This window comes from Lacibacter luteus (assembly GCF_004118265.1).
Taxonomy (GTDB): domain Bacteria; phylum Bacteroidota; class Bacteroidia; order Chitinophagales; family Chitinophagaceae; genus Lacibacter; species Lacibacter luteus.
Map to the genome: position 1 here is coordinate 819,629 of NZ_SDHW01000001.1, position 25,666 is coordinate 845,294.

Genomic DNA, 25,666 nt, shown 5'->3' on the forward strand with positions numbered 1-25,666 from the left:
CAATCGGTTTTTAAATCGAAGCTAAAATAGACAAACTTTTAAAACTTCTTAAAAAAATTATAAAAGTTTTTCCACTTATTTATAAACATTCCCAACTTAGCCCACTAACTGTTAGCTTTTTTGGCTTTTTCGCCTACCGGTTTAGTATTCCACCTTATAATCTTTCTTCACCGGCTCACCTTTCCAGGCTTTACGGCTGGTCCAATCGGTTGCAGCATCAGTCCAGAAAGCGTGACTGGCAGGTAAACCAAGCGTTAAAAAGCCAATGCTGCAGATGTATAAACTACCTGTAGAAGTATATTGATCGGCGATCATTGGCTGATGCCCGTTAAAACCAAGTACTAACCATCCATTGCTATCAAAGTTTTGATTGCCACTGTACATCTTATCAATAACAGCAGTTAATGCACCACGCACCTGTGCCTGTGTAATATGTGCGGGCAATTTTTCCATTAATGCAACCTGCGCCAATACCTGGAAAGCAGCTGTACGGTAAGTGATGGAACGACCGAATGCAGGATATGTTCCTTCGGGTGAAATGATACGTTCTAAAAATTCAGCATGACGTACCATGCGTTGTATTGCCTGATCGTAATCCTGTTGTTGAGCCATTTTCTTTTCAACCAATATTTTCAGCAGATCAACCAACATTGGATGGATGACATACGAGTTGTAATAATCCATGCTGAACTTTTCACCATCACTATACCATCCATCACCCACATACCATTCTTTTATTTTACGAACACCAAAATCAATACGAGCAGGATCATATTGTTCGCCAATACTTAACAGGAATCCTTCGTTAAGTGCAGAAAACAACAGCCAGTTATTATAAGCACCTTTACGGTTGCGTAATGATTTAAACTCTTCAATAAAACGTTGTTTTGTTACAGCATCAAGTGGCTCCCACAAAGCTTTTGGTGCACGCAAAAATGCATGCGCCACATATGCAGCATCAACAATGGGTTGTCCTTCCGTACGAAAGTTTAAATAATCAGGATGTGCAGGATCAACAGCATTGCGTAAGCCTTTCAGTAATTCATCACGCAACTGTTTACGCATTTTACCTTCAGCAGTTTCATCATCAGGCAATGCCAGCCAAGGCGCTACACCAGCCATGGTGCGGCCAACAGCTTCGAGATAGGTTACTTTCTTCACAGGCAAATAATACTGTGGTCCAATTTCTAATGGAAGGTTTTGTTTTAATGTGCCTTCTGCAAGATTATGAATAACAGGGTAAGCAATTTTATACAGGTTGTTTACCCACACCTGTCTGTCTTGTAAGCCTTGTGTAACTTGCAGAGCTGCAGTTTCTTTCTTTTTTGTTTTTTGCGCATTGATCGTATTGTACAAACCTGTTACAACAATCAGAACAAAAAGCAACGTATATTTTTTCATATCCTTCTTATTACACTTAAGCTACTGCTTATTATATAAACAGTTTATTTTTTGATAGGAGTAAACAACTTTTTTCCTTTTAACAACAGATCGTAACGTTGTAACGCTTCAAGAAAATAATAATCGGCATATACAAGTGGCACATTGATCTCAACATTATGTGGAATGCTACCAACAGATTGCATCAGCAGAAAATTTCCATTGTTGCCAAGCGGTGCTCTGTAAGCCGGGCTTGCCAATGAATGTAACATCTGTGCCGCAAAGTTGCGGTATGCTTTTCCTTTGGTAGTGCTGTATGTACTTAATTCCATTAACGCCGAAGCAACTACTGCTGCAGCTGATGCATCACGATAAAGAGTGGTAATATTTTTTGCGTTTGAACGTACACCGGGTGTGTAGCCTTGTTGTTGTGCATTAAAATCCCAATACGGAATTTTATCGGCCGGAAGATTTTTGTGATGCATAAAGAAATCTGCAAGCCCTTCTGCTGTTTTTAAAAATCGGGGATCTTTTGTTTCACGATACACCATGGTAAAACCATAAATAGCCCATGCCTGTCCTCTCGCCCATGTTGAATTATCTGCATAACCCTGTGCTGTTTCTCTACCTGCAACTTTGCCTGTAATGGTATCGTAACAAACAACATGATACGAGCTGTAATCTTTTCTTACCTGGTACTTCATGGTATTTGTTGCATGTTCTATTGCAATATGACGAAAGGATGTATCGCCGGTTACTTCCGATGCAAAGAACAACAGCTCAAGATTCATCATATTATCAATGATCACCGGGAAGTTGTAGGTTTTATTTCCATGCCATGACTTAAATACATTCCACGACTTGATACAACCTGTTACCGGGTTAAACCTTGTGCTGAGCGAACGGGCAGATTGTACTAAAATATCTTTATACGCTTCGTTACCGGTAAGTCTGTATGCATTGCCATAACTGCAATACATCATAAACCCAAGATCGTGATGTTGTGTAAATGTTTTTAAAGGCTCCAGCGTTTCTGTCCATTGCTGTGCTGCCTTTTTCAGTTCTGCATCGTTGCTGTATTCAAACGAATACCAAAGACTGCCGGGAAAGAAACCCGGTGTCCAATCGTACATAGACGTAGTTACCAACTTTCCGTTTTTGTTGATGCTGCGTGGAAAAGCAAGTTTACTTTTATCAACTTCCTTCAACATATTTTTCAGTTGCTTATTGGCATAGCTGAAGTTTTCTTTAATAAAAGCTGTATCCTTTTTATCGTTCCGGAATGCTGTTAATACAAGCGCAATAACGCAGACGAACAAGAGTGACTTTTTCATTCAAATACTATTATTTACTGTTTGTTGATTCGTTTTTGCTGATGATAAACTTATAGCGGCCTTTGAGTTGTTGCTTCTTCGCAAGCAACACTAACCTGTACACTTCACTACCCCATACTTTCGATAAACGTTGGTCGGTTTGCGGAATGCTTTCGACTGTTGCGTCAAACAATGCAGCATCGTATTGCATTGTTACAGACTTACCTTCTTTATGCAATACAACAATGCCCGGCTTTGTTAACTGCGGCTTGGCCCAGGTCATAAAATTGAGTTGATTGGCAGCTTTCTGTTCTGTTAATTCAAACACATCTTCGATTGTAAGTTGATTGCTGCCCAATGTATAATTGCGTACCCATTTCTGCACAGCAGCGTTTTTATTATAAGCAGCAGCCATGTTCAACGTAAAGAGATTTTTCTTTGCATCGAACGATACATCGCTTGCCCTGTATTGTGTACCGAACTGTTGCGGCTGTCCATTGATCATTGGAAGATTATGGTAATTGCTTTGCATGGTCCAGATGGTATAACGTTCGCTGCTGAACGTCTGCCTTGTGTAGGTTCCTACACCTGCATCAATAAATACCGGAGTCGTATCAACATATAAAGAGAACGTACCTACATCATTGTGGTTATGACTTTCGTTATTAAAGCCGGCTTTCCCTGCAAAAAAGAAACCTGCTTTGTTTTTCATGTAGCAGAATTGTGTTTGCGGATACCAGCTGTATTTTACTGAGGGCAACGCCGGTGATGCAGCGAGCAATTCATTATACGAAGCAATGTTCTCCATACTGCGGAAAAAATCTCTGCCTGCATTGATCTCTGTTTTTCCATTTGCAGCCTTTACAAGGTATGCAGCAAAGCTCTGCATCTCCATACTGTTCACAGCTTTGCCATAACGATAAATAACACCTGCATCGCCACCACCTTTTGCAGAAGCATCAGCAAAATTTACCACCCAACCGTTACCAACATAACCGCGGCCGATGTATTCGCCCATGTTCCTGATCATGGGTTCGTTGAAAATACTGAGCTTACCTTTACTTGCATTGCTGAGCAGTTGCAGGTAGTCGTATAGTTTTCCTGCTGCATGTCCCCAATACGAAGGACCTTCTTCACAAGCACCATCGGCCTGCACATAATTGATGAAATGATCTACACTCTGCATGCTGCGATGCACAGCTGCTGCCAGTTTATCTTTATCCTCTTCCAGCAAAAGAAAACAAGTGAGCACGTTTGAATTACACCAGGGATTCCAATTGTTCACCAGCACACCCGGTTTGTAATTAAATGCCTGCCACCAGTAATCACTGCGTTGCATAAAAGGATCAAGTATGCGTTGCTGTATGGTTGATCGAAGTCGTGCAGCAATTACAGGATTTACTTTATCAAATGCATCATGCAAAAAATACCAGGTCCATGAAAGAAAGGAACCAAGATCACCCGATGTAAGATCAATGACCTCTTCCCTGTAATCGGGCAATGCTCTTCTTGATTTTTGTGCGGAGAGATGCGCAGATAAAACCCACGACGACATATCGCATGATTGCCACACGCCGTTTATGATCTGATCCATAAAGCGGCCTTTGCCTTCTGCAAGTTCTGCAAATACCAACCTGCTTAATGCTGTATTGTTTGCACCAAACGGATTTTCCATTGCTACACGGCTGCCGCTGCGTTCGTATTCTAAATAATCAGAAGCTTTTACAACCTTCCATGTATAATCAAGATAGGCCTCACCTTCTTTGATCAACTCTTCTTTAAGCGAACCGGTAAACGCATCCCATCCTTTCCTGTTAGAATAAGAAGGATAAGTGATCCAGCTTTCTTTTGCTACAAGACTGTTCTTTACATCTGCTACTGTTGCTTTTTTTTGCAACAGATCACGCTTCTCGTATGCAAACGACAATGTAAAAAAGAAGAAAAAGCAAATTGTGATAACGCTACGCAACATCGGTATTTGTTTTATTGTTGAAGACTATAGCAACGAACATAATCAACTTTCATAATTGTTGATGTAGTTGCTTTTGATCCATACCCGCCTGCAGGAATTGGACCGGCCCATGAACCTACTGCATAATTTTTTACTTCGGAACTGAGAATAATAAATTCACTGCGTTGAGAAATTACAGTTGAATACGTCCACGTAAGAATGCCATCTACATAAAACTTATAATAAGTGGGTGTCCATTCCAGTGTGTAAAGATGATAGTTGCCGCTGTTGGCACCAAGATCGGAAGTTTTGATACCGGTAGTTTTATGATCGGCACCATAACCATCCCAATGGAGGTTATGATGTACACGACCATCGTTACTTAATGTTTCCACTACATCAATTTCCATTCCTGCTGTTTGCGGATTACCAATGGGGTTTCCCATTGTTGCACTCTGCAACCAGAACGCCGACCATGAACCATACTTATTTACAAACGAAGCCCTCACTTCAAACTTACCATAGCGCCATTCTTTTTTTGTGGCGATCATACCGGTGTGATGTTTAACAACAGCATTGATGGTATCGGAATAAACTTTAATGAACAAATTACCATCGCTTACCGACACAGTTGTTTCATCATTAAAACCATCGTGCCGCACACCGGGCAAACGATGAAACCATTCGCCGGTATTCAATTGCGCTGCATCAAAATTATCTTCCCATACAAGTTTATACACGGGAGTTTGATTTGTCGTCGCTGTTGTATCTTTTTTCTTTGCACAGCCTGCCGAAGCAAATGCAACTGCAAACAGAACAGATGTAAACAAATATTGCATCATAAAAAGATTTTTAAAGCACCTGTTGGAAAACAGGCGCCTGATTATTGCTATATGAAAACTAACTACTGCAGTGTTGAAAAATAGTAAACCTATGTACTGTATAAGTTATACGGCTTTTATTGCCAGTTAGGGTTTTGCGTTAATGTGTTATTGCTTAATCCAATTTGCGAAGTTGGTATTGGCCATAAATAATCTTTTGCAGCATTAAACTTTCTTTTATCCGCTGCCTGGTAAAGAACATAACCGTTCTGCAATGTTGGCGCTGTAGCACCCCCGTAGTTTACACCTGTGGCAAAGTACTTGCGTCCCAAAGCTGCTTTCGGCAACTCTGTTTCCGCTGTTTTCCATCGTAACAGATCCCAATAACGAAATCCTTCAAATGCAAGTTCAACTGTACGTTCACGGCGAATTTCAGCCTGCATATCTAATCCATTGGCAGTAACAAAAGCGTTGGTCAACAACGGTAGTTTTGCAACATCGTTGTTGGTAGCCCTGTTACGCAGCAGATTAACTGATAAATTCAAATCGGCATCAGATATACTACCATTCAATTCATACACAGCTTCTGCATAGTTCAACAGCACTTCACCAAAACGAATAGCAATAAAGTCTAAGAAAATATTGGGCGATGCTAAGAAGTCGGCCTGGCCTGTCCAGTATTTCTGTTGATGATAATGATAAGTATTACCGTAAGTTGGACTACCACCAGAGATGGAAGCGAATGGATCGCCAACTTTAAATGAGGTTAATACAAAACGTGGATCTCTGTTTCTGAAATCTGTAAGAAGACTGGTTTCTTTTCCGTTTGAATCCAGTGAAGATTTCCCTGCAGGTAATCCATCCGAATAAAGCGCCATCAAATGAAATGTTCTTGATGCAGAATTTCCACCGTCAGTCAATTGTGTACGCATGTAAGACTGTGAAGCAATAACATTACTGATATCCTTACCGTATATTCTTACAAGAATATTTTCTTTGTTATTTGTATAACCTTCACCGGGATACCTGAACAGGTTCTGATAACTTAAACCAGCATCCTTTGTATAAAGACTGTGCTTTCCTTCGTTCATCACCAATAAAGCTGCATCACGTGCAATAGTAAAATGTTTGGCTGGATCTTTTGTTTCTGTAAACTCCGGCGCACTATGAAACTTGTGCCATGAACCTTCGTACAAAGCTACACGTGATTTAAAAGCGAGTGCTGCACTTCGTGTAATACGTCCGTACTCCATACCAGGTTGACCTGCTGAAGTTGTGCTTCCCGGAAGCTTATCTGCCTGCGGACAAACACTTGCAGCAAAATCAAGATCTGCATAAATAGAATCAACAACCGCTTTGCGTTCAGTACGGGGAGTATATAAAGCAGGATCACTGCTTCCACTAATCGTTTTGCTGATATAAGGCACAGCTCCGTAAGTTCTTACCAAACGGAAATAAGCCAACGCCCTGAAGAAACGTGCCTGCCCGATGCAATTCCTTTTCATAGGACCATCCGGAATGTTAGCAGCTTTTTCAATTACATTGTTGGCTGCCCTTATAAAAGTATATGCATTATTCCACTGCCCGTCGGTAGCAGAGATGGGACGACTTCCGTCACTCACAGTATTAAGATTAAAAGCTCCTGCAGAGCTAAGACTGACTGCAAGATCGCTGTAACGATCTTCAAGCGGTGTATCAAAATCCGGCAGGCTTGTGTAGAGATAGTTTGTGCCCACGATCAAATCGCTGGAGTCTTTCCAAAAAACAGGATCTGTTATTACAGTACGGGTATTTAGATCTAACTGTTTCTTGCACCCGGTTGTTATAAGCGATACAGCTGCAACAGCTATACAGTTTATTATAGAGAATTTATTGAAACGCATTTCTTGAACATTGAAGTAATTAATAATCGTAATTCCATTTACGGGTTAACTAAAAGCTGATGTTTAAACCCATTGCATAGCTTCTCCAAAGTGGATAGCCAAATGATATTCTATCTGTATTTTCAGGATCGTAGTAGTTGAACCACATTCCTGTTTTTTCCCAAAGATCCTGTCCGGAGAAATAGAGCTTGATATCACCTAAGCCTTTTACGTTATGCATTGCCTTGCTGAATGTATATCCCAACTGGAGGTTTTTCAAACGTATGTAGCTTGCATTCTGCACCCAATGAGATGATATCTGATCATTAACTCTGTCACTAAAACGTAGAGCCGGAAATTTAGCATCTAAATTATCGGGCCTCCAATAATCCTGGTGAATAGCCCAGGGCATTCTCCATCCGTCATACAGGCCAATACTTGCAGTTGGCTCAATCAGAATACTTCTTTTACCAACACCGTTGAAGAGCACAGACAAGTCGAAGCCTTTCCAGTTAACACCTGCACTAAAACCAAAAACATAGCGTGGGTTTGTATTACCGAGATAAACAAGATCACCATGATTAGCTGCTGTACCAATACCCTGGTTAATGAAACCATCCTTGTTCATGTCGAGCAATTTAATATCGCCTACACCTGTATTCGTGGTTCTGCGAGGTGATCCTTGCACTTCTTCAGGCGTATCAAAATATCCTTCAGCTTTGTAACCAAATATTGAGTTGGTTGACATGCCTAAGATTGTGCTGTTAATGCCTGCAGCATATGTATTGGCACCATCGTAACGAACAACTTTGTTTTGATCATCGCTGAGGTTTGCAGAAACAAAGTATCCACCATTTCTAAACTTATCGCTCCAGTTAAGCGTAAGCCCCCAGCCTTTCACTTGTATGGCAGCAAGGTTGGCGCTGTTTGGTGTTACGCCAAGAAGTGCCGGAAGATTCTGCGCAACAAATACATTGTTGTTTTCTTTGATGAAGTAATCAAAATGCACACGCAATCTTCTTTTCAACACTTCAATGTCAACACCGAAGTTGGTTGTTTCAATGATCTCCCATTGTTTGCCTTCCGAAGCAAGTTCTGCCTGGCGCAAAAACGCTGTACGTGAATCGTTGAATGGATAAAAACCTCTTGCCAAAACGCTTTGGAAATCGTAGTTGCTGGTATTAGGATTGGAAGTTTGCGCACCACCTGCCGTACCATAGGAAGCTGCTAATTTAAATTCATTAATAAAGGGTAATGTTTGTTTAAACCACTCTTCCTGCGAAGCACGCCAAAATGCGTTCAGCGCATAGAATGTTTGAAACTTATTACCCGGCGCTAAACGTGAGCTACCATCACGACGAAGCACTCCTTCAAAATAATACTTGCTTGCATAGTTGTATGATAAGCGTCCGAAATAAGACAGCCATCTGTTTTCTTGTATGTTATCTGCAACGTTCGTTACATCGGCAGTAGCAAGAGTTGTATAATTTAACGTCTCAAAATTGTTCAACAACAAAGCCCTTTGGATAGCCTGCATCCAATCGTACGTATATGTTTTGTACTCTGTACCACCTAATAAATGAAAACTGTGATCACCAAGTTTATAATCGTAATCGGCAGTTGCAAAAATGTTTTGACTGATGGTATAAGGCCTTGTTTTATTATATGAGTTTACCTGGTTAATAGCTGTACCTGCAATGGGTACTTTGTTAGAGTCAATGGAGAAGCGTGCAACTGTTTTACTAAACACTTCTCTTGCAGAAAAAACCATACCCGGGCTATACACCACTTTCAAATCAAGTCCTTTTACAATTTGTTTTGCATTAAGACTAAGAACACCATTCATGTTATATCTGTCTTCCTGATCGTAACCACCATCTTTCAAAACGGGGTAGGCAGTGGATATTGTTCCAATGAAAGCATATTTGCTGTCGTTTGTTCCCGGTGTGAAAATGGGATTGCGGGCAGCACGGATCGAATAAATATTATAGATCAAACCTTCGCCGGTAACACCCACTGATGGAGCAAGTATATTTTCCTTAACAAAAGACAAACGGGTATCAAGTGAAAATATCTTTGACAGCTTTGTATTATAATTCAGCCTTGCATTGAACCTGCTATAGCTGTCGGGCCCAAATTTGAATACACCTTGCTGACCCAGGTATCCTACAGAGAAGAGGTAAGTAGATTTATCGCCACCACCAGAAGCACTAAGATTGATATTGCGCTGTGAGCTTTGTTTACGCATCAAAATATCAACCATGTTATTGTTATAATAATAGTCCCATGCTTTGGTATTTGTATTCCATACATCCTGTACAGTTGGGTCATCAAACCATTCCAGTTGCTGATCAGTAAAGTCTTTATTCTGGTTGGCAAATACCCTGGCTGCATTTATCAATTCACCCTGCCTGCGTGAGCTCAACAATTCCGGGCGGGCAAACGGAGTACGGGTTGTGTACATCGTCGTTAATTCAAAACGTGTTTTTTGACTCGCCTTGCCGGCTTTTGTTGTTACCAATATCACACCTCCACCTGCCTTTGCACCGTAAATGGATGCCGAGGCTGCATCTTCCAAAACAGATATTGTTTCAATATCATTCGGGTTTAATGCAGTAAGATCACCTTCAACTCCATCAATAATTACTAAAGGAGAATTATTAACACCCAAAGAAGTGATACCTCTTATTCTTGCTGTGAGTCCTTCACGACCAGGCTGACCGTTAGTACGTGTGATGACAAGCCCGGGAGTAGTTCCCTGCAGCGCATCCATTGTATTTGTAACAGGCCTGTTGTTCAATAATTTTTGATCTACTGTTAATATACCACCGCCAATATCTCGTTTGGTCTTTGTACCATAACCCACTACTACCACATCGGTGAGTTCAGTGGCTTTTGTTTTTAGTTGAACGTTCAGGCTGTTTCCTGTTCCAACCGTTACTTCAATTGATTCATAGGTTACTGCCGAAATAATCAGCACATCTCCTGTGGCAGCAATAATCGTAAAGTTTCCGGCTTCATTTGTAGTTGTGCCGGCGTTTTGTTTTTTAATGGTAACGGAAGCACCCGAAACGGGTTTGCCGTCGCTGTCTTTTACCGTTCCGTTTACAGTTTTGGTTTGAGCTGCCAGAAAAAGAGGCAGCAGAAAGAGGATCGTCCAACCCATCGTAAGTTTTAAACCGGGTGGAACACTGGTCATTTTCAGCAATCGCATAAGCATTTGTTTTAAGGGAAATAATAAAGAAAGCTGCCGGCAATTTGATCGTTCGAAAAGCTTGAGCGGCTTTCTTCCTACAATATTTCATACTGTTGAAAAAATACCGGGGTGAGTATCGTAAAAGAATGGGGTGAATTTTATAAACGACAAATCAACTACTTGATTTTCAATAAAGGCTGTTTCGCATAACACCTGTATTCTCTTGAAATATCTTTACTTTTATTGCAGTTGATACGAACGATATGTGCCGCAAATATTCCTGCATCGCCCACTTCCTGCTTACATCTCTGCTGTTTGTTTTACCCGGCTTTTACAGGCCACTGCAAGCACAGGTCCGAACCATGCTCTTCAACCATGTAACACTTGAACATGGATTGTCGAGTAACTCTGTTTTATCAATTACACAGGATCGTTCAGGTTTTCTTTGGTTTGGAACACAAATCGGACTCAACCGCTACGATGGCACACGCTTTAAAACCTATTTCCATAATAATAAAGACAGCAACACACTTTACAACAATAATGTAATCTCTCTTTTGTGCGATTCACGTAAAACGATCTGGGCAGGTACTTCAACCGGGCTTAACCGCTATAACGAGGCAAAGGACCAGTTTGAACGGATTCAACTCAGAACAAGCCCGGTGAATATTAATAGTGTGTATGAAGACAGGCAAGGTAATATTTGGGTAGGCAGTTCAGATGGGTTGTACTTATTCAGCAACGGACAAACAGATAAGCCAACAATCTTCAAAGCCGGTAATGCAAATGGTATTGCCGGTAACAATGTCCGGGCTGTTTTTGAAGATCATAACAAGCACCTGTGGGTAGGAACAAATAAGGGGCTAACCCGGATGATTCCACAAAAGAACGGATACAGCTTTGAAAACTTTACGCATGAAGCAGGTAATGCCCGTTCGTTAAGTGCGCTATATATTACCAGTATTGCAGAAGATGCCAAACAGCAATTATGGGTAGGCACACAAAACAGTGGTATTAATTTGTTTGATGCAGTTACAAAATCGTTTACACGTTTTACGAAAAACGGAAATGGCGAAACAAGTATCATTAATAATAATATTCGCATCATCAGATCAACACGCAATGGCATGTTGTGGGTGGGCACACAGGAAGGGTTAAGCATTATTGATCCTGTTACAAAAAACATCCGCTCTTATCAAAACGATCCCGGCAACAGAAAAAGTCTTAGCCAGAATTCGATTTACAGTTTGTATGAAGATGCCAATGGTTCGGTATGGATCGGCACTTATTTCGGCGGAGCAAATTCAACCTACCCGTACAGCACCAATTTTTCTGTTCTGCAAAATCATGCAAACAAATCAAGCTTAAGTAATAATGTGGTGAGTAGTATTGTTGAAGACGAACAGCACAACTTATGGATGGGCACCGAAGGCGGTGGTTTAAATTATTATAACCGCAGCACGGGTTTGTTTACAGTTTATAAAAACAATGTAAACGATGCAGCAAGTCTTGGCTCTAACCTGGTAAAGATCGTTTTGGTTGATAAAGAACAAAACATCTGGTGCGGTACACATGGCGGCGGTTTGAATGTTCTTGATCGCAGGCAAAATAAATTTAAACGCTATCTCTATAAAGAAAATGATGCAGCCACCCTCAATTCAGAAATCACTTCGATGATTGAAGATGACAACGAACGGCTTTGGGCAGGAACAAATTTTGGTTTACAGTTGTTCAGCAAAAAAGGAACGGAGTTAACAGCACTTTCATTCAGCAGCATCAATGGATTTACAAACGGTGTTCCTGCAAGAACATTTTATAAAGATGCACAGGGAGCCGTATGGATTGGCGGCAACCCGGGTTTGTATGTGGTGAACGGCAACAACATGAAAGAACTGAGCGACGATCTCTACATCAACAACATCACACAGGATAAGAAGGGAAACATATGGGTGGCGTTAAGCTATGGCGGCATTGCCATGTACAACAGCAGTAACGGAAAGTTTGTGCATTATACAGAGAAAGAAGGCTTGCCCAATACAAACGTCATCAGTTTGCTGGAAGATGAGAATGGATTCTTTTGGCTGAGCACCGATAAAGGGTTGATCAAATACAGTCCTGCTTTAAAAACGGCACAAACTTATACGATGAGTGATGGACTTGCAGGCAATGAGTTCAACTACAACTCATACTTAAAAGACAGCAAGGGTGAATTTTTCTTTGGCGGTTATCATGGTATTACCAGTTTCTTTCCCGGCACAATTGAAACCAACAGTTATGTTGCACCTGTTGTATTTACAGGTTTGCGTTTGTTCAACAACCCCGTTACAATTAATGGTGATGATGAATTGCTCGATCGCAATATTAGTCAAACAAAACGCATTGTGTTCACCCATAAACAGAATGTGTTTACCGTTGAGTTTGCATTGCTCAACTTTATCAAAAGCAGTAAAAACAAATACGCTTACAAGCTCGAAGGGTTTGATAAAAACTGGAACGATGTAACAACTGCTTCGGCTACCTACACCAATCTTCCTTCGGGTACCTATACATTTTGGGTAAAAGGCGCCAACAATGATGGAGTATGGAGTCAAGCTTCATCCATTGAACTGAAAATACTTCCACCCTTCTGGCTTACCTGGTGGGCTTATTGTATTTATATACTTGCCTTTGCAGGAATATTGTTTCTTGTTGTTCGTTTCTTCTTCCTTCGTGCATTGCTGAAGAAAGAAGATGAGCTGCACCAGGTAAAGCTTAATTTCTTTACCAATGTGTCGCATGAAATACGTACGCATCTTACCTTGATCATGGCGCCGGTTGATAAACTGCTCGATACAAAACAAAACGATGGATTTGTACAACAGCAATTAACACAGGTAAAAAGCAATGCACATCGTTTGTTGAAACTGGTGAGTGAGCTGATGGATTTCAGGAAAGCAGAAACCAATCATCTAAATCTGCATGTTGAGCGGCATAACCTGATTCCTTTTCTCCAGGATGTTTACAACAGCTTCCGTGAAATGTCGCTGGCTAAAAACATTTCCATTTCCTTTATTCATAACAAGGAAGAAATGTTTGCGTATTACGATGAAGAACAACTGGAGAAAGTATTCTTCAACCTACTGGCCAATGCATTTAAGTTTACACCCGAAGGTGGACGCATTCTTTTTGAAGCAACACAAGAGAACAATCAAATACTTGTTACAGTAACCGATAACGGAAGAGGCATTGCACCCGAGTATATTGATAAATTGTTCACCAACTTTTTCCAGGTAGCCGATCATGGCATGCAAAACACAGGCTATGGGATTGGTCTTGCACTATCGAAAAACATTGTTGAACTACACAAAGGCAACATCAGTGTAGAAAGTGAACCATCCACTGCTGAGAAGGAAGGCAAAACTGTTTTCACTGTTACACTGCTGCAAGGCAATCAGCATTTCGAAGTTGCATCAGCTGCACAAACATCAACCGTTACACAAAGCATTGCTGCAGAACAAGCGCCTGTTGCTGTTCAACATCAACCGATACCAGCAACGGATAGCGTTGCAGAAAAACCATTTACCATTTTAGTAGTTGAAGATAACAGCGAGCTGCGTTTGCTCATTAAAGAAACATTTGCTGCCAACTACAATGTATTGGAATGTGAAAATGGTTTGCTCGGCTGGAACACTGCTACCGAACAAATTCCCGATCTCATCATCAGCGATGTAATGATGCCGGAGATGGATGGCTTTACGCTTTGTGAAAAACTAAAGACCGATGAACGCACCAGTCATATACCGGTTGTATTGTTAACTGCAAAGAGTTCGCAAAGCGACCAGGTAAGCGGATTGGAAACAGGAGCTGATATTTATTTAACCAAACCCTTCAGCACAAAAATTCTTGAACTGAATGTACGCAACCTGCTTGCTGCAAGGGAGAAGTTGCGTGAACGTTTCAGCAAACAAATAACGGTAATTCCTGAAACGAAAACAGAAACAGCTGAAGAACACAATGTAACAGGTTATGCCAACAAAGTTGATCAGGAGTTTTTAGAAAAAGTAATGCAGATCGTTGATGAGCATATGGATGATCCTGATTTTGGTGTAGAAAAATTATCACGCAAGGTTGCCATGAGTGCACCTATTCTCTATAAAAAGATCAAAGCGGTAAGTAATATGTCGGTGAATGAGTTTGTAAAATCGCTGCGTTTGAAAAAAGCAGCACAGCTTTTATTACAAACCGATCTTACTATAAATGAAGTTTCGTTTACTGTTGGTTATAACGACAGAAAATATTTTAGCCGTGAGTTTAAAAAACAGTTTGGGAAATTGCCAAGTGAGTTTAAAGAGTCGTGAATTGTGAATGATAAATAGTGCGTACCGAACAACGGCCCCTGGTTGTCTGTTGTCCATCGTCTGTCGTCTTTTCCTTCACTTACGGGCAAAAAAAAAGGTCATCTGTAAAAACAGTTGACCGTTAACGATTGCTTGCCATATAAAAAAAGAGTTCGAAGATCTTGTTTGTGAAATAAGGTGAATCACTTTTCTAACCGCTCTACCCTTTCGCCTTATTTGATAAATCAAAATTACTATGAAACCGATTGCGGCAAAAACAAGAAAACGGCTCATTTTATGATGCCTACGGCACGAACAAAAGCTGAAACGCAATCTGGCAAAGGATTTCAGCATAAAAAACCAAATGACTTCCAACGCATTTTTGGGCTAAAAAATAGTTGCAAAAAACTTCACGCAATCGTTCCCGAACATGCAGATTCCTGCAAAAAAGAAGGGAATCCGTATTGCCGGATTCCCTTCTTTCATTTTAAAGACCTCATTTTTACGCCAACGAGCGGCTGATGCCCAGCTCAAGCCCTCTTAATTCGGCCAGGCCACGTAAACGGCCAATGGCACTGTAACCTGGATTGGTCTTTTTGCTTAAATCGTCGAGCATCTGGTGACCATGGTCGGGCCTTACCACAATGCGGCGGTTTTCTTTCTGCATCAGCAAAACCACTTCTTTCATTACTGCATACATATCTACATTGCCTTCGAGATGATTGGCTTCATAAAAATCGCCATCAACATTTCGTTGTGTGCTGCGCAGATGTAAAAAGTAAATACGATTACCCAAACGTTTTACCATACCCGGCAAATCGTTATCTGCACGTACGCCAAAACTGCCCGTGCAAAAACATAAACCGTTTGCAGGCGATGGTACAGCAGCAATCAAATCATTAATATCTGCTTCTGTACTTACCACACGAGGCAAACCAAAAATAGGATGTGGCGGATCGTCGGGATGAATAACCAACTGCACACCTGTTTCTTCTGCAACCGGTATTACCTGCTGCAGAAAGTAAATTAAATGCTGTTTCAGTTTTGTTGCATCAATATTATCATAAGCAGCCAATGCTTTTGCAAAATCAGCAACAGTAAAACTTTCTTCACTGCCGGGTAACCCTGCAATGATGGTGCGTATAAGCGATTGCTTTTCTTCTTCCGTCATTGTTTGCAAACGCAGTTCTGCTTTTTGCAACTCTTCTTTACTGTATTCATCTGCTGCTCCTTTGCGTTGCAGAATAAACACATCAAAAGCAATATAAGCAGCACGTTCAAAACGCAATGCTTTACTGCCATCGGGCATTGTGTAATACAGATCGGTTCTTGTCCAGTCGAGCACAGGCATAAAGTTGTAGGTAACAACAGTAATACCGCATGCACCCAGGTTACGGAGCGATTGTTTATAATTTTCAATATACAATTCAAAGCCCGGCTCCTGCCTGCGGATAGCTTCATGCACAGGCACACTTTCCACCACATCCCATGTTAAGCCTGCAGCTTCCACCTCGGCAATGCGCTTTTTTATTTCTTCAATCGTCCATACTTCACCGTTAGGTATATGGTGCAGTGCAGTTACAACACCCGAACAACCGGACTGGGCAATATCGTTTAACGATACAGGATCGTTAGGGCCATACCAACGCATTGTTTCAATAAGCCCTGCATTTTTTTTATTCATTCTTGTTAGTTGGTTAAAGGCGTAAAATTAATTTACTGCAGAGTTAAATAATCAACTCTAACAGCATAGTAGTAAACAATAAACGAAAACGTTTACGTGAAGCAAGCGTTCGTTTAGTTTATCCAGTAACGCAACCAATCGATCATCCGACTGGTATAGCCATATTCATTATCGAACCATGCAATGAGTTTTAACTGCCGTCCTACAACGGAGGTAAGTTCTCCGTCGATAATACACGAATGCGTGTTTCCTCTTATATCTGCCGATACCAACGGATCTTCTGTGTACTGCAGTATGCCTTTGTATTCGTTGTCGGCAGCTTTCTTAAACAGTGCGTTGATCTGTTCTTTTGTAATATCCTCTTTCATCTGCACCGTAACATCGGCCATTGCACCATTGGTAACAGGTATGCGTACCGATACAGTTGCAATTTTTCCCTGCAGCGGCAACAAACGTTCCAGCGATTGTGCCAGATCGATCTCTACGGGAATAATTGATTCTGCCGCTGCCCTGCCCCTGCGGTATTGTTTATGTGCAGCATCAACCAGTTCCTGTCGGGATGTGTAAGAATGTAAAATATTCAGTTGTGCCGATTCAATACCGATTGAATTGAGCAGATAAAGAATATGTGTACTGCAGTTGGTCATACATCCGCCGGGTGAAACTATTTCATCTTTACCTGCAGGATTGGTATGATTATGCCCGTAAATAAGCAACGGAATATCGGTTGAACCTGTCGTAGAAAGCAATACACGTTTTGCACCTGCTGCCAAATGTTGTGTTGCCTTTGTTTTAGATGAATACGCACCACTGCATTCCAGCACCACATCTACTCCATACTGTTTCCAGTTAATATTACTTACATCAGCTTCCTGCAGCACTGCAATGTCTTTGCCTGCAACAGTAAATGTATTGTTATCCTGTAACAGCTCCTGCTGCCATGCACCGTATAACGAATCGTATTTTAATAAGTACGCAAGATTGGCCGCATCCATCAGATCGTTTACTGCCACTACTTCCAGTTGAGGATCGTTTGCAAGACGACGAAACAACATTCGTCCGATCCTGCCCATTCCGTTTATCGCAATTCGCATTTTTAAATATGGGTGATTGTTGAAGCCGCAAAGTTAAGCAGAGGATGTTTAGGATGGAGGATTGGGATTTTGGATTTTGGATTTTGGATTTTGGATTTTGGATTTTGGATTTTGGAATTTGGAATTTGGAATTTGGAATTTCCTTGTTATTATATTTACAAAAAAACAACGCATGAGAACCGATCAATACCTGTACATTTTATCGAAAGGCAGAGTGGCTGCAATAAGCAAAAAGGACGGAAGTATTTTCTGGGAAATAAAGCTGAAGGATTACGCCAACGTAAGCAGTACATCGTTAGGCTACGGACAAATAAGTGTTGAAAACAACAAGCTTTATATCGGAATATCGGGTCTTTTATTTTGCCTTAACGCAAAAGACGGATCGTTGGTATGGTTTAACGAGCTGAAAGGCTGGGGCTATAACTTTATCAGTATTGCAGGAGCAGGCAACGAATCTGCTGCAGCTGCTTCTGCCGCAGCACAGGCTGCTGTTACGGCTGCAGTTGTTACCACTACTACATAATGCAGTTTACGTAATTGCAGATGTTATTACAAGTGTGAAGTTTTGGCTTTATCGTCGTTCGGCAATGGTGAATCGTGAGTGCCAAACTGCAGCGCATTGGTTGTCGGTCGTAAGATTTTCAGCAATTCGCATAGCCTTACTTATTTTGAACCGGTTATAGAAGGGCGCCCAAGAGCATGCACCTCTTTACAAAAAATCATACTTTGCTTCAGCGTATTTTACTGCGTCTTCGTACCGGAAAAAAATGTTTACCGGCGGCTGATTGATATCAAAGTTCCATAAACTTGACAAACCATATTTATTAAGGTCTGAAAGCAGAAAGGCAATATCATACTTATCTTCAAAAATCTGCAATTCAAACAAAGGGCTCAACGCATCAATAAATGAATTGCCGAAGGAATATTGCAAAAGCGACATATCGAGCAAAAGCGATGAGGGACGCATGGCCAGCAGATTTATTGCCAGTTCCTGCTTGATATAACTACAGTCGGGTTTTGCCTTGCTGCCCTCCGAGAGTACACCCGTTAATCTTGCAAGCATGATACTTTTTCCTTCATCCTTAAAAAATTCAACCTTCACATTCTTTTCTGTATGCTTCTCCGTTTCGTAAGGTTTAAAATTTGCCATGTATATATTCAGTGTTAATGTTTCAAATCGCCGGTAATGTTAAAGAATTACTCCAGACAAAAGATTTATTGTTGTACCGGTTCTGCACTGAAGCTGAATAAAAATAATTACCACTCTCTTTCACGTATTGCTTCCTCAATATCTATATCGATGTTGAAATACTTAAGAATATTGTCTACAGTTTCGCCGATCGATTCTCTTGCAACTGTTTCAATCTCGCTGTCATGTTCATCAAACTCTTCCTCCAGCTGATTTATACCCAACGTCATTTTATCGAGTGAAGCCTGAATTTCTTCGTTTGAATGATCACCTTCTTCAATAAACAGCACAACACTCTTGATCAGCTCCTTTACTTTGTCAACAAGAAAGTTGGGAAAATATTCATCTGCGTACATGTCTTTTAAATATTCGAAGTCGCCTGGGAGTTTCTTTGTCATATTAAGTATTTTAAGTTGTTTTAAACGTTTTTTCTTCTTTGGTGTAAGTGTTCCGCAGAATCACTTGTTGCCGTTTATTTCTGTTCCGATCCGATAGCTATCGGATTTATCGGAAACTTCATTTGCACAACAGCTGCGGTAAATAATAACATACAGCTTTGTACTATTGCTCAGTTCTTGATTTCCAAATTCCCCGATACAATCGGAGCTACATTAGTTGGCATCAAGTGATCCACTGCGATGGAACACTTGCGCCAGCGTGAGTTCTGTCGCCCCTGCTATTGCAAATACTTTTGTTGCCTGCATGTGTTTTGTCTATTGAATATAATACCACCCATCTATATTCTTTTCATGTAGCATATTGATATAAGTAACACACACTCGCCTGATTATTGATTTTTTAATTACAAATTTTTTTGTTTTTTCGTCAGTCATTATATGAATATACATGCAATCTGCCTGAGATATTGCCTCAACATCTTCTTTTTTGTATTGGCTAACAGTTTGGTTACTCTCAAATTTCACAATTGAATTATACTCAAGATTGTCAATGAAACCTTTGAGAAGTTTTGATGAAAATGAAACAAATTGAGATGAAGTCAATTTATAGACTACTCTATTATCGTCCCAAGTAATAAAATATTTGTTGTCGCCAAAAACGGATGTTTCATTTTTCGAAAAAGTAAATTTTATAGCCTCCAAATTTTTCGTCTTTTCCTGGTATAGTCGTAAGAGTTTTTTACCGTAATTATTTTTCCTGATTTTTAAAATCCGTTTTAAGGTTTTTAAAACTTCAGCAGAGTAAGTGCTTTCCGATAATAAGTATAAAATATTCTGTAAGCTTTTCTTCAATCCTCTCGTTCCAAATACTGCGTTGTACAATTAAGTCAAGTTTTCCATTAATAGATTTGAGTTTGTCCGGCTTAACTATGTTTTTTTCAAGTGTCGGGTCGCCGAAAACCTTTATTGTATATCCACCCGCACCTAAGCACTTTTCGCAAAAGTCATACCCACCAATTTGGCAGTCAGGACAAACAATATACTTTTCGTAATGCAGTTTCATAAAGTCTTGGTATTAAAAATAGCAGAGTGTCAATTTAGCATTGCAGGCAACGTTAGGGCTTTATACAGGCGGTCGTTGTTGTTACATCCAGCCCAGCCTACCGAAACCGAATAAAGTTACTAAAGTTGAAAATATAAATATGTAACTGGCGCAGGTCTCCCGACCTGTGCATTTCCGTTACTTCTTTTTATACAGTTTGCAATTACAAATTTAGTGACGCTTAGGCCAGAGAAACTTACCGGCGCATATCGCTGATCTGTGCCATAGAACTTTCATTCACTTTTTACATTTTATGGTTCAAGCACCCGAAAAAAGACTGAACAACTATTACCTGAATATAATAAATAAGAAAGCAAGCACCCCAACCAGCATCATTAGTTTACCCATTTGCCGTGTCTGTTTATTATAGGCATAATACGTTTCGCCTCCGTCGGTTTTAATTTTCGATTGACTGTACACATAGCCTGCATAGATGCCCAGCAAGCCGCCAAGCAATGCCAGCATAAAACAAAGAAAAATATACAGTGGGTTGCCATCCTTTCCTTCTTTAAGTTCTTCTTTAACGCTTTGTTCAGCTTCCTGTTTCTGTACAGCAAAATTTTCCAATACAATATTACGGGCAAGTAATTCTTCTTTAGCAAGGCGCACAAATTCGGGGTTATAGTTACGGGAGTTGATGTAGATATCGGTAAGCTCTTTATCGGTCTTTTGTTTTATCTGATCGGTAAAATCAAATTGCATACTGGTACTTTTTACAGAGGGTTTGTACTGTAAATATATACTTTGATAACAAATGCTAAAAAAAGCGCCAGATTGCTTCATTGTATTTCCTCACAAGAACGCTTCGGATAGTGCAGACAATAGTAAGAAATAAAAAAGGGAAAGACGGTGCAAGTAATGTATTACTATGAACAATTAACGTTGAACAACTGACCACAGTCTACCACAGTACTATAGCCTGGCATTCACCACTCACCAGTTCATGGTTGATTGTTCATTGTTCACGGGAAGGCAATACAGCTGATGTATTACTATGAACCATGAACTATGAACCATGAACTATAAACTATAAACCATAAACTACAAACCTCCCGAAGGAACTTTCAATAACTCTCCCTCCTTCACCGGCACTCCAAAATTGGGTGTACCATCTTTGTTCCAGGTAAACAGTTGTGCACGTGGTGATCGAAAGCCACCACAACCTTGCCCCGGTTTTGAATTGGCGTGATAGAGAATATAATTTTCTTTACCATCAGGCGATTGAAAAAAGGAATTATGCCCCGGTGCATATACACTGTTCTCTGCAGATTGTTTAAACACAGGCTCCGGTGATTTTTTCCACGAAGCAGGGTTCATTAAATCACTGTTGCTGTTTGCAGTAAGCATACCGAGTGCATAGGTATCCGTCCAGCAACCACTGGCTGAGTAAATAAGAAAAAGTTTGTTGCCATTCACTAATACCTGCGGCCCTTCATTGACATATACATTCGGCGGATCATCGGGGTTACTGATCTTTCCATTGCGTTCCCATGGATACTCAGGCGATGAAATTTTTACACGTTTGTTTTCTACTGTCCACGGGTTTTTCATTTTCGCCATGTAAATATTCTGTTGTCCGTTTACGTCGCCTTCCCAACCCGACCAGATCATGTACAGTTGTTGCTTGTGTTCAAATACCGAACCATCAATGCTCCATTTATCATCGGGTGTGGTGAGTTTTCCTTTTACGATCCATTCGCCTTGCAAAGGATCGGCTGCACTGTTTTCCAACACATACATACGATGATCGATGTTCTTGCCACTATCAGCTGCAAAATAGATGTACCATTTATTTTGCAGGTAATGAATTTCAGGCGCCCATAATTCTTTTGAATACGGACCTTTTGCAGGTGGCGTAAACACCACTTTCTTTTCAGCCGTTTTTAAGTTGGCAATGCTTTTTGTTTTCCAGAGTGTGATGTTGCGGCCTGTTGTATGTGTGTAATAATAATAGCCACCTTTATACATACACCAGGGATCGGCGCCTGCAGGCAATAACGGATTGGTAAATGTTTCCTGTGCCGCTGCACAAACAGATGCAAACAAAACAAGCGCACTAAAAAGAGGTTTCAGCAATTTCATCATCATCAAAGTAAACTTATTTTTTTACAGAAAACTTATAAACAGAGCTTGTTTTGTACTGTTGCCCCGGCTCCAGTACCGTTGATGGAAACGAAGGTTGATTTGGCGAATCGGGAAAGTGTTGGGTTTCCAAACAAAACGCTGTACGGAAATCATCTTTCCCTCCACCCTTGATCGTGTTCTTCGATTGCATAAAGTTACCACCATAAAACTGCAGACCGGGTTCCTGCGTAAACACATCCATCACAATATTTGTTTTATCACCTGTAACTGTTGCTGCATGATTCAATCCTGCACCTGTTGGTTTATTCAGCTCAAAATTATGATCGTATCCTTTACCGTTTTTCAACTGCACATCATCGGCATCTACCCGTAAACCAATAGCAGTGGGTGTACGAAAATCAAAAGGCGTATTGGCAACAAATTGATTTTTCCCCAATGGAATTAATGTAGAATCAACCGGCGTGTACAGATCGGCATTGATCCACAGCGTATGCTTATTGATGGTGCCACTACCCTGTCCGTTTAAATTATAAAATGCATGATTGGTTAAATTCACCACCGTTTTTTTATCGGTCGTTGCTTCGTAATCGATCTTCAGTTCATTGTTGGCCGTAACTGTATAAGTAACTTTTACAGAGAGATTACCGGGATAGCCTTCTTCCATATCTTTTGAAAGATAGGTAAGCACCAATGAACTGTCGCCAACCTGTTGCGCATCCCACACCACATCCTGGAAACCTTTTTTACCACCATGTAATGTGTTGGGGCCGTTGTTGGTGAACAGTGTGTATTCTTTTCCATCCAATGTAAACTTACCTTTTGCAATACGGTTGCCGTAGCGACCAATGGTTGCACCAAAATATGGTTCGGTTGATGCTTTGAATTGCTGCACACTGTCGAAACCAACCACAACATCTACCATGTTGTTGTCGGTATCAGGCACAAGCAGACTTACCAAACGTCCGCCATAGTTGGTGATGGCCGCCTGCATGTTGTTTTTATTTTTTAAGATGTACAAACTTGTTGCTTTACCATCAATGGTTTGTTTGTATGCTTCAACCGATGGCAGTTTTGCGCCTGCTGTTTGTTTTTCTTCGGTTTGCTTTTCTGCATTGTTGCAGGCTATTACAGCCGCCATGCTTAACAACAGGATGAATTTGTTTTTATGTTGCTTCATAGTTTTATGCTTTTATTTTACTACAGGAAATGAAGAGATGCGTAAGCGTGCTGCTCCCATTGGGATCAATTCAATGTTTTGTGCTTTGGTTGAAGTTTGTACAGGACTTTGCGGCAACAGATCGACCAAACCGTTTTTATCCAGTATCCATTCAGGAATAATTTTTCCTTTTGCTTTGATCATAAACGGAACGGCATCCTGTGTAAAGGGGAAATTATTCGTAGGCCATGATTTTTTAACGATCTCAAACTGTTGTTCCAATGGTTGATCGTTCAACAACAAACCATAGTTCCACATACTTGCCGGATAAATCTCAAACGAAGGCCATTTGCTCTGATCTGCATTTGCCTGCCATTTAGAATCACCAATGGCCGATTTCTTACTATCCATCAGCTTGTATTGTTCTTCTATCTTCAATGAAAAAGTAAGTGGGCCATAATTAATACTTACACTGTTTTTATTTTTTGCCCAAACATCTTTCTGCAATTTCATCGGTACTGTTAATTCAACTACATCGCCCTGTTTCCATTTACGTTCAATGCGTGCATAACTGCCTGCTTCAAACGAAACATTTTGTGCCACACCATTAATACTGATTGTTGCATTGCTGCACCATGCAGGTATCCGCATGTACAAAGGAAAGTTTGTTGCAGCTGCAGCGTTCACTTCAATTTTTATTTTATCATCAAAGGGATAATGTGTGCTTTGCTTTAATGTTACCTCTGTACCTTTTCCGCTTCCTACTTTTGCACGCACTTCACTTTCGCTGTACAGCATGGCAACAATACCATTATCAGGTGTAGCCATCCACAAATGTTCATTGTAATAAGGCCAGCCCATTGCATGGTTGTGTTGGCAACAACGGCTGCTGAATGGATTCATCATTAAGAATGGTCCCTCGTTCTGTATGCCGGGTGCATGATTACGGCTATCACTCACTGCCATATTGGGTGCTGTGAGATAACGCAATCCTTTAAAGTCGGGCATTACTGCTGCCGGATAACTGTTGAACGCCACATTCTCACAATGATCTGCCCAGAAAGGATCACCTGTAATACCAACCAGCAATTCATTCGATGCCATTTGCTCTACCAAACCACATGTTTCAACAGCCTGGCGTGGATCATCATATCCTCTTCTTGCATTTTCATCGGCACCAAACATACCACCGGGCACTTGTCCGTACAATGTGCGGATGAGAAAGAAATCATTATAAGTTGCTTTTAAATGATTACTGTCTTTCGTTTGCATGTAATAAGTAGCAGGCTCACGAAAACATTGCGCCACATTTACATTGTGCCAGTTGGGCAAATTATTTTTCTGACTCCAGTCTGCAGTATTACGATGAATTTTATGTGCAAGATCGAGCAACCATTTTTCACCCGTGCGGTTGTACAACCAATAAACACTGTACAGATTATCGCCACCTCTGCTGTTTTCCCAATATGTTTTTAATAATTTCTCATCGGGCACATTCATCAACCATTTACTGTACTTCAACATGAACGGAATTACACGTGCATCGTTTGTGTATTCGTAATACGATTGCAGTGTCCAAAGCATAAGCATGTTTGGCCACAGATCAGGAATTTCTTTTCTGTCGTTCGGAGAAAGCTTTGGCCCGAAGTAACCATCGGGTTGCTGGCTTTCAAATACTTTATTCAGCCACAGTTTTGTTTCTGCAATAATGGTTGCATCATTCAATGCATAACCAAGATTACCGTAACCTTTTAACCAGTACGGCACTTCTTCCCAACCATGATCGCCTTTACCATCATTGCTGAACCATGCGTTGTTATTTTTTTCAAGCCATGCACTGATGCTTCCCAACTGACCCGTTAACCCATCACGTTGCAACTCTAAATATTTTAATACCCAACCGCCCGGCTTCACCGAACCGGCAGGAAGTTTTACAAAACTTAACGGTTGCAATGGCAAACGGTTGCCGGTATAAAAGGTATTGGCAGTTTTTGTTGAAGGCCTTTTTACATTTGTGATCTTATCCTGTGCAAAAGCACCGAATGCTGTTAATGCAAACGCACAAACGGCCGCTGCCTGTTTTAGTTTTTTGGTTGCCTGATTTTTTTTGTTCATAATT

18 protein-coding genes are annotated in these 25,666 nt (G+C 40.7%); 3 read left to right on the forward strand and 15 right to left on the reverse strand.

Translation table 11 applies throughout. The features are described 5' to 3' along the window. Positions 1-141 precede the first annotated feature (141 nt). The 6 genes from ESA94_RS03045 to ESA94_RS03070 all read right to left on the reverse strand — a co-directional run bounded on the left by ESA94_RS03045 (position 142) and on the right by ESA94_RS03070 (position 10,541). Positions 142-1,401, reverse strand: a complete 1,260-nt coding sequence (locus tag ESA94_RS03045) for a DUF2264 domain-containing protein (protein ID WP_129129380.1) — start codon at positions 1,399-1,401, stop codon at positions 142-144. A gap of 44 nt (positions 1,402-1,445) precedes the next feature. Then, positions 1,446-2,714: a glycoside hydrolase family 88 protein gene (locus tag ESA94_RS03050; RefSeq protein ID WP_129129381.1), complete on the reverse strand. Its 1,269-nt coding sequence runs from the start codon at positions 2,712-2,714 to the stop codon at positions 1,446-1,448. Between the two features lie 10 nt (positions 2,715-2,724). Further along, positions 2,725-4,665, reverse strand: a complete 1,941-nt coding sequence (locus tag ESA94_RS03055; protein ID WP_129129382.1) for a heparinase II/III domain-containing protein — start codon at positions 4,663-4,665, stop codon at positions 2,725-2,727. An 11-nt stretch (positions 4,666-4,676) separates the two neighbouring features. Continuing rightward, positions 4,677-5,486 (reverse strand): glycoside hydrolase family 16 protein, encoded by an 810-nt coding sequence (locus ESA94_RS03060; RefSeq protein ID WP_129129383.1) that lies wholly within the window; start codon positions 5,484-5,486, stop codon positions 4,677-4,679. A gap of 116 nt (positions 5,487-5,602) precedes the next feature. Then, positions 5,603-7,348, reverse strand: coding sequence for a RagB/SusD family nutrient uptake outer membrane protein (locus tag ESA94_RS03065; RefSeq protein ID WP_129129384.1), 1,746 nt, complete (start codon positions 7,346-7,348; stop codon positions 5,603-5,605). 49 nt (positions 7,349-7,397) lie between these two features. Continuing rightward, positions 7,398-10,541 carry a SusC/RagA family TonB-linked outer membrane protein gene (locus ESA94_RS03070; protein ID WP_164972620.1) on the reverse strand — a complete coding sequence of 1,048 codons (3,144 nt, stop codon included), beginning with the start codon at positions 10,539-10,541 and terminating at the stop codon, positions 7,398-7,400. Positions 10,542-10,885: 344 nt separating this feature from the next. Here ESA94_RS03070 and ESA94_RS03075 point away from each other — a divergent pair, with 344 nt between their 5' ends. Both ESA94_RS03075 and ESA94_RS03080 read left to right on the forward strand, forming a co-directional pair. Further along, positions 10,886-14,860 (forward strand): hybrid sensor histidine kinase/response regulator transcription factor, encoded by a 3,975-nt coding sequence (locus ESA94_RS03075; RefSeq protein ID WP_240670972.1) that lies wholly within the window; start codon positions 10,886-10,888, stop codon positions 14,858-14,860. A gap of 177 nt (positions 14,861-15,037) precedes the next feature. Then, on the forward strand, positions 15,038-15,361 hold the full coding sequence (locus ESA94_RS03080; RefSeq protein WP_129129386.1) for a hypothetical protein: 324 nt from the start codon (positions 15,038-15,040) through the stop codon (positions 15,359-15,361). On the opposite strand, the gene uxuA is transcribed toward ESA94_RS03080, so the two are convergent. Next, a complete protein-coding gene (gene uxuA, locus ESA94_RS03085) occupies positions 15,342-16,523 on the reverse strand; it encodes a mannonate dehydratase (protein WP_129129387.1) in 1,182 nt (393 codons plus the stop codon). The two genes, ESA94_RS03080 and uxuA, sit on opposite strands and share 20 nt — an antisense overlap. Before the next feature lie 113 nt (positions 16,524-16,636). After that, positions 16,637-17,617 (reverse strand): type I glyceraldehyde-3-phosphate dehydrogenase, encoded by a 981-nt coding sequence (locus ESA94_RS03090; RefSeq protein WP_129129388.1) that lies wholly within the window; start codon positions 17,615-17,617, stop codon positions 16,637-16,639. Positions 17,618-17,789: 172 nt separating this feature from the next. On the opposite strand from ESA94_RS03090, the gene ESA94_RS03095 reads away from it, so the two are divergent. After that, entirely contained in the window at positions 17,790-18,140 is a 351-nt protein-coding gene (locus ESA94_RS03095) for an outer membrane protein assembly factor BamB family protein (protein WP_129129389.1), read from the forward strand. A gap of 186 nt (positions 18,141-18,326) precedes the next feature. Here ESA94_RS03095 and ESA94_RS03100 read toward each other — a convergent pair whose 3' ends face one another. The 7 genes from ESA94_RS03100 to ESA94_RS03130 all read right to left on the reverse strand — a co-directional run bounded on the left by ESA94_RS03100 (position 18,327) and on the right by ESA94_RS03130 (position 25,662). Beyond that, a complete protein-coding gene (locus tag ESA94_RS03100) occupies positions 18,327-18,767 on the reverse strand; it encodes a hypothetical protein (protein ID WP_129129390.1) in 441 nt (146 codons plus the stop codon). Positions 18,768-18,874: 107 nt separating this feature from the next. Continuing rightward, complete coding sequence (locus ESA94_RS03105) at positions 18,875-19,204, reverse strand: DUF5713 family protein (protein WP_129129391.1); 330 nt, start codon at positions 19,202-19,204, stop codon at positions 18,875-18,877. Positions 19,205-19,519: 315 nt separating this feature from the next. Further along, positions 19,520-20,086 carry a hypothetical protein gene (locus ESA94_RS03110; RefSeq protein ID WP_129129392.1) on the reverse strand — a complete coding sequence of 189 codons (567 nt, stop codon included), beginning with the start codon at positions 20,084-20,086 and terminating at the stop codon, positions 19,520-19,522. Positions 20,087-20,594: 508 nt separating this feature from the next. Continuing rightward, the gene (locus ESA94_RS03115) at positions 20,595-21,008 is read right to left on the reverse strand and encodes a hypothetical protein (protein ID WP_129129393.1); all 414 of its coding nucleotides are present in this window, start codon (positions 21,006-21,008) and stop codon (positions 20,595-20,597) included. A gap of 339 nt (positions 21,009-21,347) precedes the next feature. After that, complete coding sequence (locus tag ESA94_RS03120; RefSeq protein WP_205755898.1) at positions 21,348-22,394, reverse strand: glycoside hydrolase family 43 protein; 1,047 nt, start codon at positions 22,392-22,394, stop codon at positions 21,348-21,350. Between the two features lie 10 nt (positions 22,395-22,404). Further along, complete coding sequence (locus tag ESA94_RS03125) at positions 22,405-23,568, reverse strand: aldose epimerase family protein (protein ID WP_129129394.1); 1,164 nt, start codon at positions 23,566-23,568, stop codon at positions 22,405-22,407. Between the two features lie 12 nt (positions 23,569-23,580). Continuing rightward, positions 23,581-25,662: a beta-L-arabinofuranosidase domain-containing protein gene (locus tag ESA94_RS03130; protein ID WP_129129395.1), complete on the reverse strand. Its 2,082-nt coding sequence runs from the start codon at positions 25,660-25,662 to the stop codon at positions 23,581-23,583. Between the last annotated feature and the right edge of the window lie 4 nt (positions 25,663-25,666).

Coding starts and splice junctions, on each gene's coding strand:
- ESA94_RS03045 (WP_129129380.1), bottom strand. CDS start 1,401: ATGAAAAAATATACGTTGCTTTTTGTTCTGATTGTTGTAACAGGTTTG.
- ESA94_RS03050 (WP_129129381.1), bottom strand. CDS start 2,714: ATGAAAAAGTCACTCTTGTTCGTCTGCGTTATTGCGCTTGTATTAACA.
- ESA94_RS03055 (WP_129129382.1), bottom strand. CDS start 4,665: ATGTTGCGTAGCGTTATCACAATTTGCTTTTTCTTCTTTTTTACATTG.
- ESA94_RS03060 (WP_129129383.1), bottom strand. CDS start 5,486: ATGATGCAATATTTGTTTACATCTGTTCTGTTTGCAGTTGCATTTGCT.
- ESA94_RS03065 (WP_129129384.1), bottom strand. CDS start 7,348: ATGCGTTTCAATAAATTCTCTATAATAAACTGTATAGCTGTTGCAGCT.
- ESA94_RS03070 (WP_164972620.1), bottom strand. CDS start 10,541: ATGCGATTGCTGAAAATGACCAGTGTTCCACCCGGTTTAAAACTTACG.
- ESA94_RS03075 (WP_240670972.1), top strand. CDS start 10,886: ATGCTCTTCAACCATGTAACACTTGAACATGGATTGTCGAGTAACTCT.
- uxuA (WP_129129387.1), bottom strand. CDS start 16,523: ATGAATAAAAAAAATGCAGGGCTTATTGAAACAATGCGTTGGTATGGC.
- ESA94_RS03090 (WP_129129388.1), bottom strand. CDS start 17,617: ATGCGAATTGCGATAAACGGAATGGGCAGGATCGGACGAATGTTGTTT.
- ESA94_RS03095 (WP_129129389.1), top strand. CDS start 17,790: ATGAGAACCGATCAATACCTGTACATTTTATCGAAAGGCAGAGTGGCT.
- ESA94_RS03100 (WP_129129390.1), bottom strand. CDS start 18,767: ATGGCAAATTTTAAACCTTACGAAACGGAGAAGCATACAGAAAAGAAT.
- ESA94_RS03105 (WP_129129391.1), bottom strand. CDS start 19,204: ATGACAAAGAAACTCCCAGGCGACTTCGAATATTTAAAAGACATGTAC.
- ESA94_RS03115 (WP_129129393.1), bottom strand. CDS start 21,008: ATGCAATTTGATTTTACCGATCAGATAAAACAAAAGACCGATAAAGAG.
- ESA94_RS03120 (WP_205755898.1), bottom strand. CDS start 22,394: ATGATGATGAAATTGCTGAAACCTCTTTTTAGTGCGCTTGTTTTGTTT.
- ESA94_RS03125 (WP_129129394.1), bottom strand. CDS start 23,568: ATGAAGCAACATAAAAACAAATTCATCCTGTTGTTAAGCATGGCGGCT.
- ESA94_RS03130 (WP_129129395.1), bottom strand. CDS start 25,662: ATGAACAAAAAAAATCAGGCAACCAAAAAACTAAAACAGGCAGCGGCC.